The sequence below is a fragment of the Bacteroides sp. 14(A) genome, assembly GCF_000526555.1.
GTDB classification, from domain to species: Bacteria; Bacteroidota; Bacteroidia; order Bacteroidales; family Bacteroidaceae; genus Bacteroides; species Bacteroides cellulosilyticus.
Window position 1 is genome coordinate 967482 of record NZ_JAGH01000005.1, and the last position, 18953, is coordinate 986434.

The following is an 18953-nucleotide window of genomic DNA, read 5'->3' on the forward strand; positions in this document are numbered from 1 at the left end:
AACGAAAGTGAGTGCAAAACGGGGAAAGAATGTTGTCTGTTAGCGATTTAACAGTATTAGCCAAAATGTTGCGGTGCCATCGAAAGCCAACGAAAAGCCAAGAAATGACAGAGTTTCGTTACTATCCCGTTACTTTGAATCTTGACTTTGAAAGGTTGTTTTGGTGGCTGTAACAGATTGAATGGCAATACTTGTTAAGCGATTGTGGCTGCAAATGTAGTGAAGTTTCTCATATCTTCGTTATGGTTTCACTTTGCCGGATTCTTCTGTACCGATACGCTGTGTTCTGCTTACCGTCATTCGACTCTACCATAAATAATTTTGCAAACAAAAAAGTAGAGTTATGAGCAGAAGCACTGTCAGAGTATTATTCTATCTCAAACGCAATGCCCCGAAGAAGAACGGGCTTGTGCCTGTAATGTACCGTCTCACAGTGAACGGCAAGATTTCCCAATTCAGTTGCAAATTGGATGTGGAGGAAAAGTTGTGGAACATAAATCTCAGCAGAATGTCGGGAAGAAGCGTTGTTGCACAAGAAGCCAACCGAATGTTGGATAAAATCAGAGTAGGTATCAACAAGGCTTATCAAGAAATTATAGAAAGAGACGGTTATGTGTCGGCAGAGAAAGTCAGAAACGCATTCTTGGGTATGGGACAGAACCATAAAACCTTGCTTGCCGTATTTCAACAGCATAATGAAGATTATACCAAACAAGTAGGTAAGATGAAAAGCCAACGCAGCTATTGGAAGTATTGTACCGTTTACAACCATTTGGAGGTATTCATCAAGCATCGCTACAAGGTGAGTGATATTACCTTGCGTGAGTTATCCCCTGCATTCATCACCGACTTCGAGTTGTTCCTTCGCACCGAGAAGAACCATTGCACAAATACCGTCTGGTCGTATATGATACTGTTCCGCAGTATCATATACACAGCCATTAACAACGGTTGGTTACAACTCGACCCGTTTTATACCTATCGCATCACAAAAGAGGAAACCAAAAGAGAATTTCTGACCAAAGAAGAAATCACAATGCTCATCAATGGTACATTCAAGAAGAAAAGTTACGAGTTGATTAGAGACCTTTTCATCTTCTGTTGTTTCAGCGGATTGAGTTGGAGGAATATATATAATTTAACTACCGATAACCTTCAAACATCATTCGATGGTCATTTGTGGATAAAGACCAACCGTCAAAAGACGGGAACGGAAACAAATATCCGATTGCTCTATACAGCCAAACATATCATCGAGAAGTACAGCGGAATGGCAGAGGGAAATAAGTTGTTACCCGTACCCTGCTATGCCAATTGTCGACATGGGATAAAAGCTGTTGCGAAACTATGCGGAATCAACAAGAACGTCTGCTGGCATCAAAGCAGGCATTCATACGCAACAACCAATTCATACATACATTTTTGTTAATTCCCATCATACGTTCATTCCTCAACGGGTGCAAAGGTCTGTGCGAACTGGTTTTGAAATCTGCAAATTCAAGCGGTAAACCGTTTTCGGAACAATCATCCTTTCATTCTTCGAGTGTATTGATCCGAAAAAAATTGCATCTTTCAAGGTCGCACAGGTAAAGCACCCATAGAGGAGATAACCGACCGATGGGAAACAGAAAATCAGACGGATGGCAGAGCCTTGATTGCTTCGCTATCCGTTTTTTTGCATTTGAGAGGAAGAATCCCTCCCTCAAAGAAACAAAAGTTCACAATTCGACATTTACCACAGACTGGTCAGCCAGCAGACCTACCAGCTATACGGCAGGCTGGTTTGCAAACCATACAGCCTTATTGCCCACAAACTTTGCAAACTGGCATATTGCTTGCCGATGCTATAACAATCCTGCCATTTATAAACCATGAATTCAAGCTTCGGGTTTGTGTTCTATTGAACACAGCAAGGTATGGCGGCTCAAAATGAATTGAGCCGCTGAAAACTTGATGTTCGCCGGAACATACCTTGCCACATTCCGCGAACTTCTCCCTCCGAAGTCGAGAGATTTGCAGAGTTGCGAAATTTTCTTGGGCAAATACTCTTTTGTTCTCAATAAAATAAATACCTTTGCGTTAAATTCAATAGATTGATTCTGATGGAGGATATAAATCGTCTTAAAATAGTGCTTGTAGAAAAGAAACGTACAGGCAAATGGTTGGCAGAACAATTGGGTAAAAATCCGTCAACTGTATCTAAATGGTGTTCTAATGTGGCTCAACCGGATTTGGCGACACTCGTGAAGATTGCAACCTTATTAGAGGTTGATGTACGAGAACTAATTATACAATCAAAAAATTGATTTATAGTTAACGTTTTGAAATAAAGTAAAGACTATTAATGATCGATTTAAGAATATAATAAGTTCACTTGAATTACAATGGCAAAGAAAATAAAAAGCATAGAAGAACAGATTGAGGATTGGTGTAAAAAACAATTCAACGGACAGAAGTATTACACTAAAACTGAATATATTAATCCCGAAATTGAAAATGCGCTTGAAAAGGCACCAAGCAAGCAAGGTGGTTCGGGAAAGAACTATCCAGATGTCAAATATATACTGATTTCTGACAACGGGTGCAAGATACCTGTAATGATTGAGGTGAAAGGGAAAAAAGGTGATTTAATAAAAACGAACGACAAGGGAGATGTAGAAAATACAAAGAAGAATTCAGAGCCCAATTACCAGAATATAGCAAAGTATGCTGTTAATGGAGCAGTTCATTATGCCAATGCCATATTAGAATACGCTGAATCATATAATGAAGTTGTTGCTATTGGGGTGAATGGTTATGAAGAAGCAGGGAAAACTATTCATGAAGTTGACGTTTGGTATATTTCCAAAGATAATCTTTTCGTTCCCAAACATGTAGGGAAATATGAAGATATATCCTTCTTGCTAGATAGCAATGTCAAGGAATTTGTTCAGAAAATTGGCACCCTCGCTCTAACTCCCGAAGAATTAGAAGAACGAAAACTTGCTCTTGAGGATGAAATCGAACGTAAATTGAAAGCTTTAAACCAAAGTTTGCATGATGAAAAGCAAATTGTGGTAAATAATAGAGTTCAACTTGTTGCTGGCCTAATTATGGCTGGCCTTGGAGCTGAAGGAGTCCCACCTCTTCGGGTTGAAGACTTGGCTGGTAGAGAGGATGATGAGAACAACGATGGGCAAGTCGTGATGAGCAAAATTAGGATGTATTTGGCACATAAAAACTTACCGGAAGAAAAGATTGAGATGATTACAGACATACTCAAAGTTGTATTTACTCAATCAAACCTTCAAGTGCCGATAAATGGAGAAAGTAAACTACATACAATTTATGCTGATGTAAAACGCGATATTCTACCATACGTTACAGGAGAATTACATAACATAGACTTTACAGGTCGCCTATTCAATGTAATGAATGAATGGGTAGCAGTTCCTGATGGAGGCGAGAATGATGTTGTTCTGACTCCACGCTATGTTACAGAGCTGATGGCAAAGCTTTGTGAGGTAAATATGAATTCTTACGTTTGGGACTTTGCGACAGGTTCGGCAGGCTTCCTTATTTCAGCCATGCATCAGATGATCGATGATGCTAAGCAAAAGCTCCAAGATAGTCCAACAAAATTGGAAGAAAAAATACTAAAGATTAAGATGGAGCAACTTCTCGGCATTGAGAAGTTAGCCGATGTCTATATGCTAGCCGTTCTGAATATGATTCTGATGAAGGATGGTAGTGCCAACATCATTCATAGTAATTCTTTAGAGTATGATGGAAATTACAAACAAGGTAAAAAGAAAGACAAGCCCTTCCCAGCTAATGTATTCTTACTCAATCCTCCATATTCAGCGGACGGAAAAGGCTTTGTGTTTGTAGAAAAGGCATTAGAAAAGATGACCCATGGCGGACGTGCTGCCATATTGATACAAGAAAATGCAGGTAGTGGTAATGGAGTTCCATTTACTACCAATATTCTAAAAAACAACACCCTGCGTGCATCTATCAAAATGGCTGATATCTTCTGTGGAAAGGCGAGTGTACAGACTGCAATCTATGTATTTGAGGTAAATCGACCTCATGACGCAGAAAATGATGTGGTTCGTTTTATCAATTTCAGTAATGACGGATATACTCGTATGAACAGAAAGAAGTCAGGGCAGAGTGTAAACTTACGCGATACAGATAATGCAAAAGAAAGATATGCAGAGGTTGCTAACCTTGTGCGTTATGGTAAGGGCGCTAATGATAAGAACCTGCATTATTTCAAGGATGACTATACCGAGGACTATATCAGCCTTTCCGGCAAAGATTGGACATATGGGCAACATCAAAAGATAGATACCGTGCCCACTGAGGAGGACTTCCAAAACGTAGTCAAGGAGTATCTTTCATGGAAGGTTGGACAAGTTCTTAAAGGAGAGTCCAGCCTGGGAAAACAGTAAGCCCACGACTTAGGACGTTGAAGGCGTGGGCATATAAAGACTTTAAAATAGGACATTTATTCTCTGCTCAAACAGGTGACACAGATTTACAGCAGAAAGACATAAATGGTAAAGGTAATTATTTCATCAATTCTGGGGTTGAAGCGCAAGGAATAAAAGGAAAGACTGATAGAAAAGCAAAAGTTTTTAACAACAATACTATTACTGTTGATTTCTGGGGCAATACTTATTACCGCGACTTTAAATATAAGATGGCAACCCATAATCATGTTTTCTCATTGTCTGGAAATGTGATAAAGAATCGTAATGTTGGACTATATCTTGTATCTACCATGTCGTTTATGAGAAAATTATTTTCATATAACAACATGGGGACATGGTCTAAGATTAAAGAACAGTATATTCACTTACCTATTACAAAAACAGGAGATATAGATTTTGCTTATATGGAATCTCGCATTCGCGAAATGGAGGAATCTCGCATTCGTGAGATGGAGGCGTATCTAAAAGTTTCAGGATTTGATAATTGTGAACTGACGGAGGAGGAAAAGAATGCTATTGATAATATGAACAATAGAAAAATCATATTTAAATCATTCTATGTAACAGATGACAAGAAAAAGAAAAGAACAAATGGTATTTTTGATGTAAACAATGCTCATAACATCTTACAAAGTTCTATAGTTGCAGGTAGTGGTACAATTCCTTATGTTACGGCAGGGGAAGGCAACAACTCTGTCTATGCATATATTTCATACGATAATAATCAAATAGAAAAAGGGAATGCCATTATGATTGGAGGCAAGACAATGGTTATTACCTATCAAGCCGAGGACTTCTTTTCTAATGACAGTCACAACTTGGTTTTATATGCTAAGGATAACAATTTGCGAAAAGAACTTATCCAACTATTCATGGTAGCAACTCTCAATAAAAGTTTGAAACCTATATATTCATGGGGTGATTCAATCTCAAAATCAAAAATTGTTAAGGATAAATTAGAACTTCCTGTAACTTCTACTGGTTCAATTGATTATCAGTTTATGGAGATTTATATTCGAGCCATCGAAAAGTTGACAATTCAGAAGGTTAAAGATTGGAGAGACCGAGAGATTACTGCAACAAAGGATATCATTAAGACCGATTCAGAAATCATATCCCTACAACAACATCATATACTTAAGCAATATGATATACTTGAGGACAATGCTCCAAGGATGGTTGCAGAGGACATTTTTATCTATGGTAGCATCCCTGTTGATTTACCTGGTATTAAATGCAATGAACTCATAGATAAAAAACTGAATCTTATTTTAATGTATGCTATTAGTAGTGGAGCTCGGCAGAAAACTGAAACAGCAGGGAAAATTGCATTGGGGATCAAAGAAAGTATGCTTAAGGATGAACAGATTGCTGCATATAAAAGCATTAAATATCTGATGTTCCATTATTGGAGTAACCCCAAAGCATTCCAACTGACTAAAGAACCAAAATTTGTTGATAAGGATCATGTTCCGGAAGACTACCTGATTAGACTGGAGAAAGATGCTGTGACATTTTTGTTGCTTGAGTATGCCCCCCTAATATCTGCGGATTTTGGAGATGTCAATATATTAAAAACGCAAAGAAGGGGCGAAATCAGGTACCTCCCATTTGTGACAACATTAGAAAGTATTAAAGATGAATAGAATCATGATTATGAAACGAATCAGAATATTCATAAGCAGTGTGCAGAGTGAATTTGCCGAAGAGCGAGCTATGCTTTGTCATTATATCCGAACAGATGTTCTGTTGGGTAAATTCTTTGAACCATTTATATTTGAAGAAGTCCCAGCCAATGAATACCCTACAAGTCACGTTTATTTAAAAGAAGTAGAACAATGTGATATATACTTAGGTTTGTATGGCAATCTTTATGGATATGAGGATGAAGAGGGTGTTTCTCCTACAGAACGAGAATATGATTTGGCAGCAACGCTTCACAAAAGTCGCTTAATCTACATCAAGAGTATTGGAGAGGAAAAGAGACATCCAAAAGAAACCGCTTTAATCCGAAAAGTAGAACGAGATATTGTGCGTAAAACTTTTGTAGATATTGACGGATTGCGTACTTCTGTATATGCTTCGTTAATCCGCTATCTGGAAGAGAAAGAATATATCCGCTGGCGACCATTTGATGCCTCTAATGACAATGGAGCGACATTGGAAGATTTGGATGAGGATAAGATGAAGAATTTTATCCACATGGCACGCACTAAGCGTAACTTCCCTCTTCCGGTGGAAACATCGCCTATGTCATTGCTTACGCATCTTGACTTGATAGACGATAAAGGCAGATTGGCAAATGCGGCAGTACTGCTGTTTGGGAAGAAACCTCAGAAATATTTCATTACGTCTGAGGTTAAATGTGTGCAGTTCTATGGAAATGTGGTGGAAAAGCCGATGCCTGCATATCAAATATACAGGGGTGATGTATTTGAACTTGTTGATCAAGCCACAAGTTTCGTGATGAGCCGTATCAATAATTGGGTGGGAACACGCGCAAAAGGTGAGAAAGCGGATATACCGACACGCCCAGAATTGCCTATTGATGCTGTAAAAGAGGCCATAGTGAATGCAGTATGCCATCGGGATTATACAAGTAATGCCAGTGTGCAGATAATGTTGTTTCGTGACAGATTGGAGGTTTGGAATCCTGGCACATTGCCATATGGATTGACAGTGCAAAAGTTGCATGGTCCTCATAAGTCTTTGCCTGCTAATCCACTACTTGCTGACCCTATGTATTGGAACGGATACATAGAGAAGGTTGGTACAGGCACAGAAGACATCATCAATAAGTGTCGTGAGTATGGGCTAAAAACTCCAGAGTTCTATCAAGAGGAAGATTTCAGAGTTGTTATTTGGCGTGTAAATGAAGAAGGTGATCCAATGCGTTCCAACGATGATCCAAAAGCGTTCCAAAGCGTTCCAATGAATGAGGAAAGATTGTTAGAAATAATAAGAGAAAATCCATCTATTTCAAGAGCCGCTCTTTCCAAACAATTAAATATGAGTGAGCGACAAGTTCGAAAAATAATAGACCAATTACGGGAGAATGGCGTTTTAACGCGGGAAGGTGGAAACTCTGGAAAATGGATTATTAATAGAATATAGTTTAAAAAGTAGCCAAACTCTTTGCTCGATTAAGAAGTTTAGCTACTTTTGTATCAGAGTTGTTTGACAAAGCATAACACAGAAGATTGGAGCAAGACTGCTGTAGCCAAATCGTTACCAACAACTTTCTATCATAGCATTCGCTATTTGTGTATCAAGCAGATACGAAATGATTGATTATCCAAGTTGCAAAGATAATGCAAATCGAAGGCAGCACTTTCATTTTCCCAATTTATTCCCTACCTTTGTACCCGCTTTTTTAGAAAGGCAGAATTCGTTCTATTAGTTTTAGGTTAAACACTTAATAACGCTTATGCAAAAGTCTGACTGCATCATCGGTGTAGAGCACGTATCGAAATACTTCGGAGACAAAGCCGTACTGAATGATGTAAACCTCTCTGTCCGTAAGGGCGAATTTGTAACGATATTGGGCCCCTCCGGCTGCGGCAAGACTACTTTGTTGCGCCTGATAGCCGGTTTCCAGACCGCCTCGGAAGGTATCATCACCATCGCCGGAAAAGACATCACGCAAACACCGCCACACCAACGTCCGGTGAATACTGTCTTTCAGAAGTATGCCCTTTTCCCCCACCTCAACGTGTACAACAACATCGCTTTCGGACTGAAGCTCAAAAAGATGCCCGAAGCCACCATTGGCAAGAAGGTGAAACAAGCCCTCCGCATGGTAGGTATGACGGATTACGAAGACCGTGACGTCGACTCCCTCTCCGGCGGACAGCAACAACGTGTTGCCATCGCCCGTGCCATCGTCAACGAACCCGAAGTGCTGTTACTGGACGAACCCCTCGCCGCCCTCGACCTCAAAATGCGTAAAGACATGCAGATGGAGTTGAAAGAGATGCACCAGAAGCTTGGAATCACCTTCGTCTACGTCACCCACGACCAGGAAGAAGCCCTTACTCTGAGCGACACCATCGTCGTGATGAGCGAAGGCCGCATCCAGCAGATAGGTACGCCGACAGACATCTACAACGAACCCATCAACTCTTTCGTTGCCGATTTCATCGGAGAAAGTAACATCCTGAACGGCCTCATGCTTCAGGACAAAGCCGTATCCTTTGCCGGACACGAATTTGAATGTGTCGACAAGGGCTTTGGCGAAAACACTCCCGTCGATGTAGTCATCCGTCCCGAAGACATCTATATATTCGAACCTTCTGCCGCTGCCCAACTGATGGGTACTGTCACCTCCTGCATCTTCAAAGGCGTGCATTACGAAATGATGGTACAGACTAACGAGGGCTACGAATTCATGGTGCAGGACTATCACAGTTTCGAAGCCGGACGGGAAGTCGGTCTGCTCGTGAAACCTTTCGACATTCACGTAATGAAGAAAGAACGCACCTGCAACACCTTCGAAGGCAAGCTCATAGACGCCACACACGTCGAATTCCTCGGTTACACCTTTGAGTGTGCCGAAGTGCAGGACATCGAACCGGGCAGTTCCGTCCTTGTAGAAATAGATTTCCGAAACGTCATCCTCGAAGATAATGAAGAAGACGGCCATCTGACGGGCGAAGTGAAATTCATCCTTTATAAAGGAAACCATTACCATCTCACCGTGTTTACCGATTGGGACGAGGATATCTTTGTAGACACCACTGACGTCTGGGACGACGGCGACCGTGTCGGCATCACCATCGCACCCGAAAATATACGAATTGTTGCGCCGGCACAGACCACCGGTTCTATCCCTATTGTCGAATCTGCTAATAAGAAAGGAAGTGCTCAGTAATATATCCCGTTTCTTCATGCGTCGCCGGAACTGGACAGTTCCCTACGCATTGTTTCTCATCATCTTCGTTGTGATGCCTCTGTTGCTCATTGTGGTTTATGCCTTCACCGATGCTGAAGGCGCATTCACGTTTGCCAACTTCCGCAAATTCATGATGCATCCCGAATCTATCAACACATTCGTCTACTCCATCGGAATAGCTGTCATCACGACTCTGGTATGCCTCCTGCTCGGTTATCCGGCTGCTTATATTCTCAGTCAGAAGCGCTTCAACACTTCCCAGACCATGGTTGTACTGTTCATCTTGCCTATGTGGGTGAACATCCTGATACGTACACTTGCCACGGTGGCATTGTTTGATTTCCTCAACCTGCCGCTGGGCGAAGGAGCTTTGGTATTCGGTATGGTCTACAACTTCCTGCCGTTCATGATATACCCTATCTACAATACGTTACAGAAGATGGATGGCAGTCTGATAGAAGCAGCCCAAGACCTGGGAGCTACGCCTGTACAGGTATTCGGTAAAGTGATCCTCCCCCTTTCGATGCCCGGCATCATGAGTGGTGTGGTGATGGTTTTCATGCCCACGGTTTCCACCTTTGCCATTGCCGAGTTGCTGACGATGAACAACATCAAGCTGTTCGGTACTACCGTACAAGAAAATATATATAACGGAATGTGGAACTACGGCGCTGCCTTGTCGCTCATCATGCTGTTGCTGATTGGCGTCACCGCCCTCTTTACCAACGAGGACGACAGTGCACAAAATGAAAGCGGAGGTGTGATATGATGACACGTATTCTGGCGAAAGGCTATCTTTGGTTTCTGCTCGCCCTGCTCTATTCGCCCATCCTGATCATTATGATCTTCTCTTTCACTGAAGCCAAGGTACTGGGTAACTGGACAGGATTCTCTACCAAACTATACAGTTCACTATTTACAGGCGGCATGCATCACTCACTGATGAATGCCATTTGGAACACATTCGCCATTGCTACAATTGCCGCCACAGCCTCTACCCTGCTGGGAAGCCTGGCAGCTATCGGCATCTTTAACTTGCGCTCCCGAGCACGTCAGGTGATGAATTTCACCAATGCTATTCCGATGATGAATGCGGATATCATTACGGGTGTATCCCTGTTCCTGCTGTTTGTCAGCTTTGGCATTTCGCAGGGATTTACTACGGTGGTATTGGCACACATCACTTTTTGTACCCCTTATGTGGTACTTAGCGTGATGCCCCGTCTGAAGAAAATGAATCAGAATGTATACGAAGCAGCTCTCGACCTCGGAGCTACTCCTTTCCAGGCGCTTCGCAAAGTCATCTTCCCGGAAATTCTGCCGGGAATGATCAGTGGTTTCATCCTCGCTTTCACGCTTTCCATTGATGATTTCGCAGTAACGATCTTCACTATCGGAAATGAAGGATTGGAAACGTTGTCGACATACATCTATGCGGATGCACGTAAGGGTGGACTGACTCCTGAACTGCGCCCACTGTCAACAATCATTTTTGTAACGGTGTTAGTATTGCTGATTGTGATTAATAAGAGAGCAGAAAGAAACAAGAAAGAATGAAAAATAATAATTTAGCGGAGCGAAAATGAAAGACTAAAGTATCTCAAATTCTCCTCCTCCGTCGGAGGAGGAGGGGAATTGAGATAGTCCGAACATAAATAGCTACACCACTAAATTATCATTTACCTACTATATACCCCTATAAACAATGAAGAAATACATCCCCCTCCTTCTCTGCATTCTTCTCCTTGCCTCCTGTACCGGTGCCAGTGAGAAGCGCAGCCGTGTACTGAAAGTATACAACTGGGCAGATTACATTGACGAAGAAGTCCTCGCCGAATTTCCTACCTGGTACAAAGAGCAGACAGGCGAAGATATCCGCATCATCTACCAGGTATTCGATATCAACGAAATCATGCTCACCAAGATAGAGCGCGGACAGGAAGATTTCGACCTTGTATGCCCCTCGGAATACATCATCGAACGAATGTTGAAGAAAGATCTCCTCCTCCCTATCAACCGCAATTTTGGGAAGACTCCGGACTATATCCCCAACATCTCCCCGTATATTCAGAAAGAGTTGGAGAAGATCAGCCAGCCCGGTCGCCACACCAATGATTACGTTGTTCCCTACATGTGGGGTACCGCCGGAATACTCTATAACAAGAAGTTCAAGACCCTTGAAGAAGTCAGCTCCTGGGGATGCCTTTGGGATGCCGTCAACCGTGGTAAGATTCTGATGAAAGACAGTTACCGCGATGCCTACGGCACTGCCATCATCTATGCCCATGCCCGGCAACTTGCCGACAGCACCATCACCGTGGAGCAACTGATGAACGACAATTCCCCTGAAACCATTGCCCTTGCAGAACAATACCTGAAAGATCTGAAACCCAACATTGCCGGATGGGAAGCCGACTTCGGCAAAGAAATGATGACGAAAAACAAAGCATGGCTCAACCTTACCTGGAGTGGCGATGCCGTCTGGGCCATTGACGAAGCGGAAGCTGTAGGCGTGGACCTGGACTATGTGGTTCCCCGTGAAGGCAGCAACATCTGGTACGATGGCTGGGCCATCCCCAAGTATGCCCGCAACGTAAAAGCTGCCAGCTACTTCATCAATTATCTTTGCCAGCCGGATATTGCTCTGCGCAATATGGATGCCATCGGCTACGTCAGTGCCGTAGCAACGCCCGAGATTATGGAGGCAAAGATCGACACGACTCTTGAACAGTTCTCCGACCTCAGTTATTTCTTCGGTCCAGGTGCAGACAGCGTTCAAATCAATCCGATACAATACCCTGACCGTAAAGTCGTGGAGCGTTGCGCCATGATCCGTGATTTCGGTGACCGCACAGAGCTTGTTCTCGAAATGTGGAGCCGCGTCAAAGGTGATAATCTGAATACGGGTATCGTGCTTCTCATCTTTGCAGTCTTCGGAATACTGTTTGTGTGGATTGTCTGGAAACGGATCAGCATTTATAAGCAGAAGAAACGTCACCACAGACGCAGACGCCGTATACGCAGGTAATAGGAGGTAAAGGAGATAACACCTTTATCTCCTGATTCGCATTAATAACATAAATGAAACATCACTTTTCAGACATATTTTGTACCTTGCGGCAGAATTATAAATAAGGAACTATGAAACTGAAAAAACTGTTATTTGCCTCCGCTATGTCTCTTGCCGCATGCGGCATCCTACAGGCCCAAAACACCCAAGTCATTGCCCACCGTGGTTTCTGGAAGACCGACGGTTCTGCCCAGAATAGTATTGCCGCCCTGGTGAAAGCTGACTCCATTCATTGCTACGGCTCCGAGTTCGATGTCTGGCTCACTGCCGACAACAAACTTATCGTAGACCACGACGGTGTATTCAAAGGTGTCCGCATGGAAACATCCACCGAGAAAGAATGTACCTCTATCACCCTCGACAACGGTGAGAACCTCCCTACCCTTCAGCAATACCTCGATAAAGCCAAAGGATTGAAAACCCGCCTTATCCTGGAACTCAAAGCACACAAGACTCCCGAACGGGAAACGCTCGCCGTAGAGCAAATTGTGAAAATGATTAAGGATATGGGACTGGAAGAACGTACCGAATACATCACTTTCTCACGCCATGCGACCAAAGAATTCATTCGCCTGGCTCCTAAAGGTACTCCCGTATATTATCTGGAAGGTGACCTCAATCCGCAGGAACTGAAAGACATGGGTTGTGCCGGTCCTGATTACCATTTCTCCGTCTTCAAAAAACATCCCGAGTGGATCAAAGAATGTCACGACCTTGGCATGAAGGTTAACGCCTGGACAGTAAATGATGCCAAAGATATGGAATGGCTCATCAGCCAGGGAGCGGATTTCATCACCACCAACGAACCGGTATTATTGCAGGAGATATTGAAAAAGAAGTAATGCAGATCGGTAGTTAAATTTATTTCTTTATTTTCGGTTATGAATTAATTCACCACAGAGTAACACAGAGTTTCACAGAGTTTAATCAATTTGAAATCAAAAGAATAGAACTCCGTGAAACTCTGTGTTACTCTGTGGTGAAAACTCATTACTTTTCCAATCTGTACCAATGCCCCACTTTAACTCCCCCAATGCCACACCTCAACAATTCAAACGCCACACTTCGATGGCTCAAATGAATGGCATTGCGGAAGCTAAAGTGTGGCATTTGGCTTGTAATAGTGTGGCATTATACAAAAGATCATTTAGTCAGCAAAAAGAAGAAAACAATTTCATTCTGTCATATACAAATCTTCATTTTCACCCCATAAACTCCATTTTTTCACTTAAAACACGTATTTACGCCACTATCTACATAGAATGAATATGCGGAAATAATTCCATAAATAACAATTTATACAAATATGTACCCGCAAACTTTTAATTTGAAACTTGAATACCGTATATTTGCAGCGACTGAAAGAATAAATAAAAACAATAGAAATAAGATATGTATTCTACAAATAATTTAGCAAAACGTCGTATCTTTGCAGTGTGATAAAACAAAAAGAAAGATTAATCCACCAACAGAGTACAAAATGACAAGAGTTATAAAATTCACTAAGATGCACGGAGCAGGCAACGATTACATTTATGTAAACACCCTGAAATATCCCATCGAAAGCCCTGAAAAACTTTCGGTTGAATGGAGCGCCCCGCATACAGGAATTGGAAGCGACGGCTTGGTACTCATCGGCAGTTCGGACAAGGCAGATTTCAGTATGCGCATCTTCAATGCAGATGGTTCCGAAGCCAAAATGTGCGGCAACGCCAGTCGTTGCATCGGTAAATACTTATATGAATACGGTCTGACTTCCCAAACAGCCGTTAGCCTTGATACCCTGTCGGGCATCAAAATACTGAAGCTCCATGTAGAAGACGGAAAAGTGAACACCGTAACCGTGGATATGGGACGTCCCGCCGATATGAAAGAACAACCCATTGAAGCCAACGGACAGAAATTCACCGGAACCACCCTATCAATGGGAAATCCTCACCTGGTAATCTTTGTAGAAGATATTAAAGATATCAACCTCGAAAGCATCGGTCCGAAACTGGAAAATCATCCGTTGTTTCCCGACCGCATTAATGTAGAGTTTGCCCAGGTGTTGGAGCATGGGAAAATCAGGATGAGAGTTTGGGAAAGAGGTTCGGGCATCACCCAAGCTTGCGGAACCGGAGCCTGTGCCACCGCAGTAGCTGCCGCACTGACCGGAAAATCCGGAAGAAAAACAGACATCATTATGGATGGAGGCTCACTTACCATCGAATGGGACGAAAAAACGGATCACGTATGGATGACGGGAGGAGCAGTCCGGGTGTTCGACGGAGAAAAGATAATTAGTGATTAATGGTTAGTGATTAGTGATTAACCCTATTCAGCATCCAGTGTAATCACTAATCACTAAACGTTAATCACTAACCTAAATAACGCTTAAAACAACAAGAAAGTATGGCATTAGTAAACGAACATTTTTTGAAACTACCGGGAAGTTACTTATTTTCAGACATAGCTAAAAAGGTGAATACTTTCAGGATAACGCACCCTAAACAAGAGGTCATCCGCCTGGGTATCGGAGACGTTACCCGGCCACTGCCACCGGCTTGCATCGAGGCGATGCACAGGGCAGTGGACGAGATGACAAATGCCAGTACCTTCCACGGATACGGTCCCGAACAGGGATATGACTTTTTGATTGAAGCGATCATCAAACATGATTATGCTCCGAGAGGCATTCATTTTAGCCCTACGGAAGTATTCGTAAACGATGGAGCCAAAAGCGATACGGGCAACATAGGCGATATCCTCCGCCACGACAACAGCGTGGGAGTGACAGACCCCATCTACCCGGTATATATAGACAGCAACGTAATGTGTGGCCGTGCCGGAGTATTGGAAGAAGACGGCAAATGGAGCAACGTGACCTACATGCCCTGTACCGCCGAAAACAACTTTGTTCCCGAGATACCGGACAAACGGATTGACATCGTCTACCTTTGCTACCCGAACAATCCGACGGGAACAACGCTGACCAAATCACAACTGAAAAAATGGGTGGACTACGCACTTGCCAACGACACTCTGATTCTGTTCGATGCCGCTTATGAGGCGTTTATACAGGAAGAAGACGTTCCCCACTCCATTTACGAAATAAAAGGTGCCAAGAAATGTGCCATAGAGTTCCGCAGCTTCTCGAAGACAGCCGGATTCACCGGAGTCCGTTGCGGATACACCGTAGTCCCGAAAGAGCTGACAGCCGCCACCCTGACCGGTGAACGCATTCCGCTGAACCGTCTTTGGAACCGCCGTCAATGCACCAAATTCAACGGTACCAGCTACATCACCCAACGGGCTGCCGAAGCCATCTACACCCCGGCAGGCAAGCAGCAGATAAAGGAAAACATCGACTATTATATGAACAACGCACGAACCATGAAAGAGGGTCTGGAAGCAGCCGGACTGAAAGTGTATGGCGGCGTGAATGCTCCTTACATCTGGCTGAAAGCACCGAATGGCATCGGTTCCTGGCGCTTCTTCGAACAGATGCTGTACGAAGCCAATGTAGTAGGAACACCCGGTGTAGGTTTCGGCCCCAGCGGAGAAGGCTACATCCGCCTGACCGCCTTCGGGAATCACGAAGATTGTGTGGAAGCCATGAGGAGAATCAGAAAATGGCTGGTATGAAGATGAAAAAGATAACAACTAAAATAAAACTATAGTTTCACCGGACTGATCATCCGCAATTTGTCTAAACTTAAAAGGTAAAATAGGTATGAAAATGAAAAGCGTAAAATTCCGAATGATAGCCATCGCGCTATTATCAGCAGCAATGCCTTTCACAGCAAAGGCACAGGATAAAGTGGAGGCCTCAGTCGGTGCAGATTTTGTAAGCAACTACATCTGGCGTGGAACAGACTGCGGTGGTGTAAGTATCCAGCCCAGCATGGGAGTCAGCTACAAGGGCTTGTCACTGACAGCTTGGGGCTCGGTAGGCATCGACAAGGAAGATGCCAGGGAAATCGACCTCACACTGGGTTACAATACAGGCGGTTTCAACGTATCCGTTACAGATTACTGGTTCTCCTACCACAAAGAGGATGGCGGATATACAGGAGATTATTTCAAGTATGGCGCACATAGCACGGTACACATCTTCGAAGCCACTCTGGGATATGATTTCGGTCCGCTGGCACTGAATTGGAACACTTACTTTGCCGGAGATGATTATACGAAGGAGAACGGTGACAGAGCTTATTCCACGTATGTAGGCATCAGCGCACCCTTTAAACTCGGTGGCCTGGACTGGTCGGCAGAAGTCGGTCTTACCCCATGGGAAGGTGCGTATGCCAACAAGTTCAACGTAACCAACCTCACACTGAAAGCAGAAAAAGAAATCAAATTCACAAATTCTTTTTCGCTGCCCACCTTTGCACAAGTGACGTTCAATCCACACACGCAGGGTGCATACTTCGTATTCGGAGTTAGTTTTTGAGAGAGAGTAAAATAGGGAACGAGGGGACGAGGGAACAAGGAGACAAGGATAAGAAACGGACACCCCGAAAGGTCCTTGTCAACTCGTCAACTAAAAAACCTCGTCAACTAAAAAAAACGTAAATGTATTAAGGTATGAAAAAGATTGAAGCAATTATCCGCAAGACAAAATTCGAGGATGTAAAGGACGCATTGCTCGAAGCGGACATCGAATGGTTCTCCTACTACGACGTCCGGGGAATAGGAAAATCCCGTCAGGCACGCATCTACCGCGGTGTAATGTACGACACCAGTTCCATTGAGCGTATCCTGATCTCTATCGTGGTACGCGACAAGAACGCCGAAAAGACCGTGCAGGCCATCATCAGGTCCGCACAGACCGGAGAAATCGGCGACGGGCGTATCTTCATCATCCCCATAGAAGACGCTATCCGCATCCGCACCGCCGAACGTGGCGACATCGCCCTCTACAATGCTGAACAGGAAAGATAGTCCAGGCAGCACCAAACCGCAACTGTTAAGAGCATCTTCCAGAGAGCTGTAAGAGCTACTTAACAAAACTAAGAATACAAGTACAACTAAAAGCAAAAAGATTTTATGGATAAATATAGTAAACGCAGCATTGCCAGGCTGTGGATAGCCCTTGCTGTCCTTATGGCACTCTGCACAACAACAGAGACTTTTGCACAAACTTCCGCAGCAACGGATAGTATATCAGCTACAACAACCGCTGTTATAGCTACATTAGAAGAGACTACTGTAGAATCATCAGCCCCCTCCACCGTCGGAGAACTGGTAAACGGACTCAACACAGTATGGATGTTACTCGCCGCTATGCTGGTATTTTTCATGCAACCGGGCTTTGCATTGGTAGAAGCCGGTTTCACCCGGGTTAAGAACACTGCCAATATCCTGATGAAGAACTTCGTAGACTTCATGTTCGGTTCCCTACTCTATTGGTTCATCGGTTTCGGACTGATGTTCGGCGTAGGTGGTTTCGTGGGAATGCCCCACTTCTTCAACCTCTCGTTCTATGATGGAGGAGGATTACCAACAGAAGGCTTTCTGGTATTCCAAACTGTATTCTGTGCCACAGCAGCTACTATCGTATCAGGAGCCATGGCCGAACGTACCAAATTCTCCATGTATTTGATTTACACCATCTTCATCAGCGTACTGATCTATCCGATTTCCGGTCACTGGACCTGGGGCGGTGGCTGGTTGATGAACGGCGAAGAAGGTTCGTTCATGATGAATCTGTTCGGCACCACGTTTCACGACTTCGCAGGTTCCACCATTGTTCACTCCGTCGGTGGCTGGATTGCGCTGGTAGGTGCAGCCATCCTTGGTCCACGCATCGGTAAATACGGTAGAGATGGTAAATCCAGAGCTATTCCGGGACACAACCTCACCATGGCGGCGCTGGGTGTATTCATTTTATGGTTCGGCTGGTTCGGATTTAACCCCGGTTCACAGTTGGCAGCAGCCTCTACGGACGATGCAATGGCTATCTCACACGTCTTCCTCACCACGAATCTTGCAGCTTGTGCCGGAGGTTTCTTCGCACTGGTGGTCAGTTGGTTAAAATTCAGCAAACCATCTTTATCCTTGACTCTGAATGGTATCCTGGCAGGTTTGGTAGGTATCACGGCAGGCTGTGATATGGTTTCTCCGCTGGGTGCTGTCATCATCGGTACAATCTGTGGCATCCTGATGATATTCTCGGTTGAGTTCATCGATAAAGTGCTGAAGATTGACGATCCCGTTGGTGCAAGTTCCGTACACGGGGTCTGCGGTTTCACAGGTACCATTCTCACAGGTTTCTTGTCTACCAGCGAAGGACTCTTTTATGGTGCAGGCTGGGGATTCCTCGGAGCACAAGTATTTGGCGCCCTCGTAGTAGGTGCATGGGCAGCCGGCATGGGATTTCTCATCTTCAAAGGACTCGATAGGATACACGGTCTCCGCGTTTCAAAACGTGTTGAAGAAGAAGGGCTCGACATCTACGAGCATGGTGAATCAGCTTATAACGGATAAAGAAAAAAAGTTTTTTTTACTCTAACAAATAGTTTTTATAAAC

16 protein-coding genes are annotated in these 18953 nt (G+C 43.8%); all 16 read left to right on the plus strand.

The annotated features are described in order from the left end of the window. Positions 1 to 343: 343 nt before the first annotated feature. The 16 genes from K429_RS0126870 to K429_RS0126950 all read left to right on the plus strand — a co-directional run bounded on the left by K429_RS0126870 (position 344) and on the right by K429_RS0126950 (position 18910). Complete coding sequence (locus K429_RS0126870) at positions 344 to 1429, plus strand: site-specific integrase (RefSeq protein WP_029328779.1); 1086 nt, start codon at positions 344 to 346, stop codon at positions 1427 to 1429. Positions 1430 to 1617: 188 nt separating this feature from the next. Then, positions 1618 to 1875, plus strand: a complete 258-nt coding sequence (locus K429_RS30520; protein WP_029328780.1) for a hypothetical protein — start codon at positions 1618 to 1620, stop codon at positions 1873 to 1875. Positions 1876 to 2102: 227 nt separating this feature from the next. Next, entirely contained in the window at positions 2103 to 2306 is a 204-nt protein-coding gene (locus K429_RS29170; protein ID WP_044097178.1) for a helix-turn-helix domain-containing protein, read from the plus strand. A 78-nt stretch (positions 2307 to 2384) separates the two neighbouring features. Then, entirely contained in the window at positions 2385 to 4436 is a 2052-nt protein-coding gene (locus K429_RS0126885) for a class I SAM-dependent DNA methyltransferase (protein WP_052340685.1), read from the plus strand. Positions 4437 to 4453: 17 nt separating this feature from the next. Beyond that, positions 4454 to 6124, plus strand: a complete 1671-nt coding sequence (locus tag K429_RS29175; protein ID WP_029328782.1) for a restriction endonuclease subunit S — start codon at positions 4454 to 4456, stop codon at positions 6122 to 6124. A gap of 10 nt (positions 6125 to 6134) precedes the next feature. Then, entirely contained in the window at positions 6135 to 7592 is a 1458-nt protein-coding gene (locus tag K429_RS0126895) for a DUF4062 domain-containing protein (protein ID WP_029328783.1), read from the plus strand. A gap of 313 nt (positions 7593 to 7905) precedes the next feature. Beyond that, entirely contained in the window at positions 7906 to 9348 is a 1443-nt protein-coding gene (gene potA, locus K429_RS0126900) for a polyamine ABC transporter ATP-binding protein (RefSeq protein ID WP_022210240.1), read from the plus strand. 16 nt (positions 9349 to 9364) lie between these two features. Continuing rightward, positions 9365 to 10138: an ABC transporter permease gene (locus K429_RS0126905; RefSeq protein WP_033160611.1), complete on the plus strand. Its 774-nt coding sequence runs from the start codon at positions 9365 to 9367 to the stop codon at positions 10136 to 10138. Next, positions 10135 to 10926, plus strand: coding sequence for an ABC transporter permease (locus K429_RS0126910; protein ID WP_007214337.1), 792 nt, complete (start codon positions 10135 to 10137; stop codon positions 10924 to 10926). Before K429_RS0126905 ends, K429_RS0126910 begins: the two co-directional genes overlap by 4 nt. A gap of 148 nt (positions 10927 to 11074) precedes the next feature. Beyond that, positions 11075 to 12397, plus strand: a complete 1323-nt coding sequence (locus K429_RS0126915; RefSeq protein WP_029328784.1) for an ABC transporter substrate-binding protein — start codon at positions 11075 to 11077, stop codon at positions 12395 to 12397. A gap of 113 nt (positions 12398 to 12510) precedes the next feature. Continuing rightward, the gene (locus K429_RS0126920; RefSeq protein WP_029328785.1) at positions 12511 to 13281 is read left to right on the plus strand and encodes a glycerophosphodiester phosphodiesterase family protein; all 771 of its coding nucleotides are present in this window, start codon (positions 12511 to 12513) and stop codon (positions 13279 to 13281) included. A gap of 638 nt (positions 13282 to 13919) precedes the next feature. After that, positions 13920 to 14732: a diaminopimelate epimerase gene (gene dapF, locus K429_RS0126930; RefSeq protein WP_029328787.1), complete on the plus strand. Its 813-nt coding sequence runs from the start codon at positions 13920 to 13922 to the stop codon at positions 14730 to 14732. Positions 14733 to 14833: 101 nt separating this feature from the next. After that, positions 14834 to 16066: an LL-diaminopimelate aminotransferase gene (locus tag K429_RS0126935; protein WP_007218639.1), complete on the plus strand. Its 1233-nt coding sequence runs from the start codon at positions 14834 to 14836 to the stop codon at positions 16064 to 16066. Positions 16067 to 16154: 88 nt separating this feature from the next. Then, positions 16155 to 16874 (plus strand): hypothetical protein, encoded by a 720-nt coding sequence (locus K429_RS0126940; protein ID WP_029328788.1) that lies wholly within the window; start codon positions 16155 to 16157, stop codon positions 16872 to 16874. A 134-nt stretch (positions 16875 to 17008) separates the two neighbouring features. Then, complete coding sequence (locus K429_RS0126945; RefSeq protein ID WP_007214346.1) at positions 17009 to 17365, plus strand: P-II family nitrogen regulator; 357 nt, start codon at positions 17009 to 17011, stop codon at positions 17363 to 17365. A gap of 105 nt (positions 17366 to 17470) precedes the next feature. After that, complete coding sequence (locus K429_RS0126950) at positions 17471 to 18910, plus strand: ammonium transporter (RefSeq protein ID WP_029328789.1); 1440 nt, start codon at positions 17471 to 17473, stop codon at positions 18908 to 18910. Positions 18911 to 18953: the final 43 nt, after the last annotated feature.

Coding starts and splice junctions, on each gene's coding strand:
- potA (WP_022210240.1), top strand. CDS start 7,906: ATGCAAAAGTCTGACTGCATCATCGGTGTAGAGCACGTATCGAAATAC.
- K429_RS0126885 (WP_052340685.1), top strand. CDS start 2,385: ATGGCAAAGAAAATAAAAAGCATAGAAGAACAGATTGAGGATTGGTGT.
- K429_RS0126945 (WP_007214346.1), top strand. CDS start 17,009: ATGAAAAAGATTGAAGCAATTATCCGCAAGACAAAATTCGAGGATGTA.
- K429_RS0126935 (WP_007218639.1), top strand. CDS start 14,834: ATGGCATTAGTAAACGAACATTTTTTGAAACTACCGGGAAGTTACTTA.
- K429_RS0126870 (WP_029328779.1), top strand. CDS start 344: ATGAGCAGAAGCACTGTCAGAGTATTATTCTATCTCAAACGCAATGCC.
- K429_RS0126915 (WP_029328784.1), top strand. CDS start 11,075: ATGAAGAAATACATCCCCCTCCTTCTCTGCATTCTTCTCCTTGCCTCC.
- K429_RS0126920 (WP_029328785.1), top strand. CDS start 12,511: ATGAAACTGAAAAAACTGTTATTTGCCTCCGCTATGTCTCTTGCCGCA.
- K429_RS29170 (WP_044097178.1), top strand. CDS start 2,103: ATGGAGGATATAAATCGTCTTAAAATAGTGCTTGTAGAAAAGAAACGT.
- K429_RS0126940 (WP_029328788.1), top strand. CDS start 16,155: ATGAAAATGAAAAGCGTAAAATTCCGAATGATAGCCATCGCGCTATTA.
- K429_RS0126895 (WP_029328783.1), top strand. CDS start 6,135: ATGAAACGAATCAGAATATTCATAAGCAGTGTGCAGAGTGAATTTGCC.
- K429_RS0126910 (WP_007214337.1), top strand. CDS start 10,135: ATGATGACACGTATTCTGGCGAAAGGCTATCTTTGGTTTCTGCTCGCC.
- K429_RS0126950 (WP_029328789.1), top strand. CDS start 17,471: ATGGATAAATATAGTAAACGCAGCATTGCCAGGCTGTGGATAGCCCTT.
- K429_RS0126905 (WP_033160611.1), top strand. CDS start 9,365: ATGCGTCGCCGGAACTGGACAGTTCCCTACGCATTGTTTCTCATCATC.
- dapF (WP_029328787.1), top strand. CDS start 13,920: ATGACAAGAGTTATAAAATTCACTAAGATGCACGGAGCAGGCAACGAT.
- K429_RS30520 (WP_029328780.1), top strand. CDS start 1,618: ATGGGAAACAGAAAATCAGACGGATGGCAGAGCCTTGATTGCTTCGCT.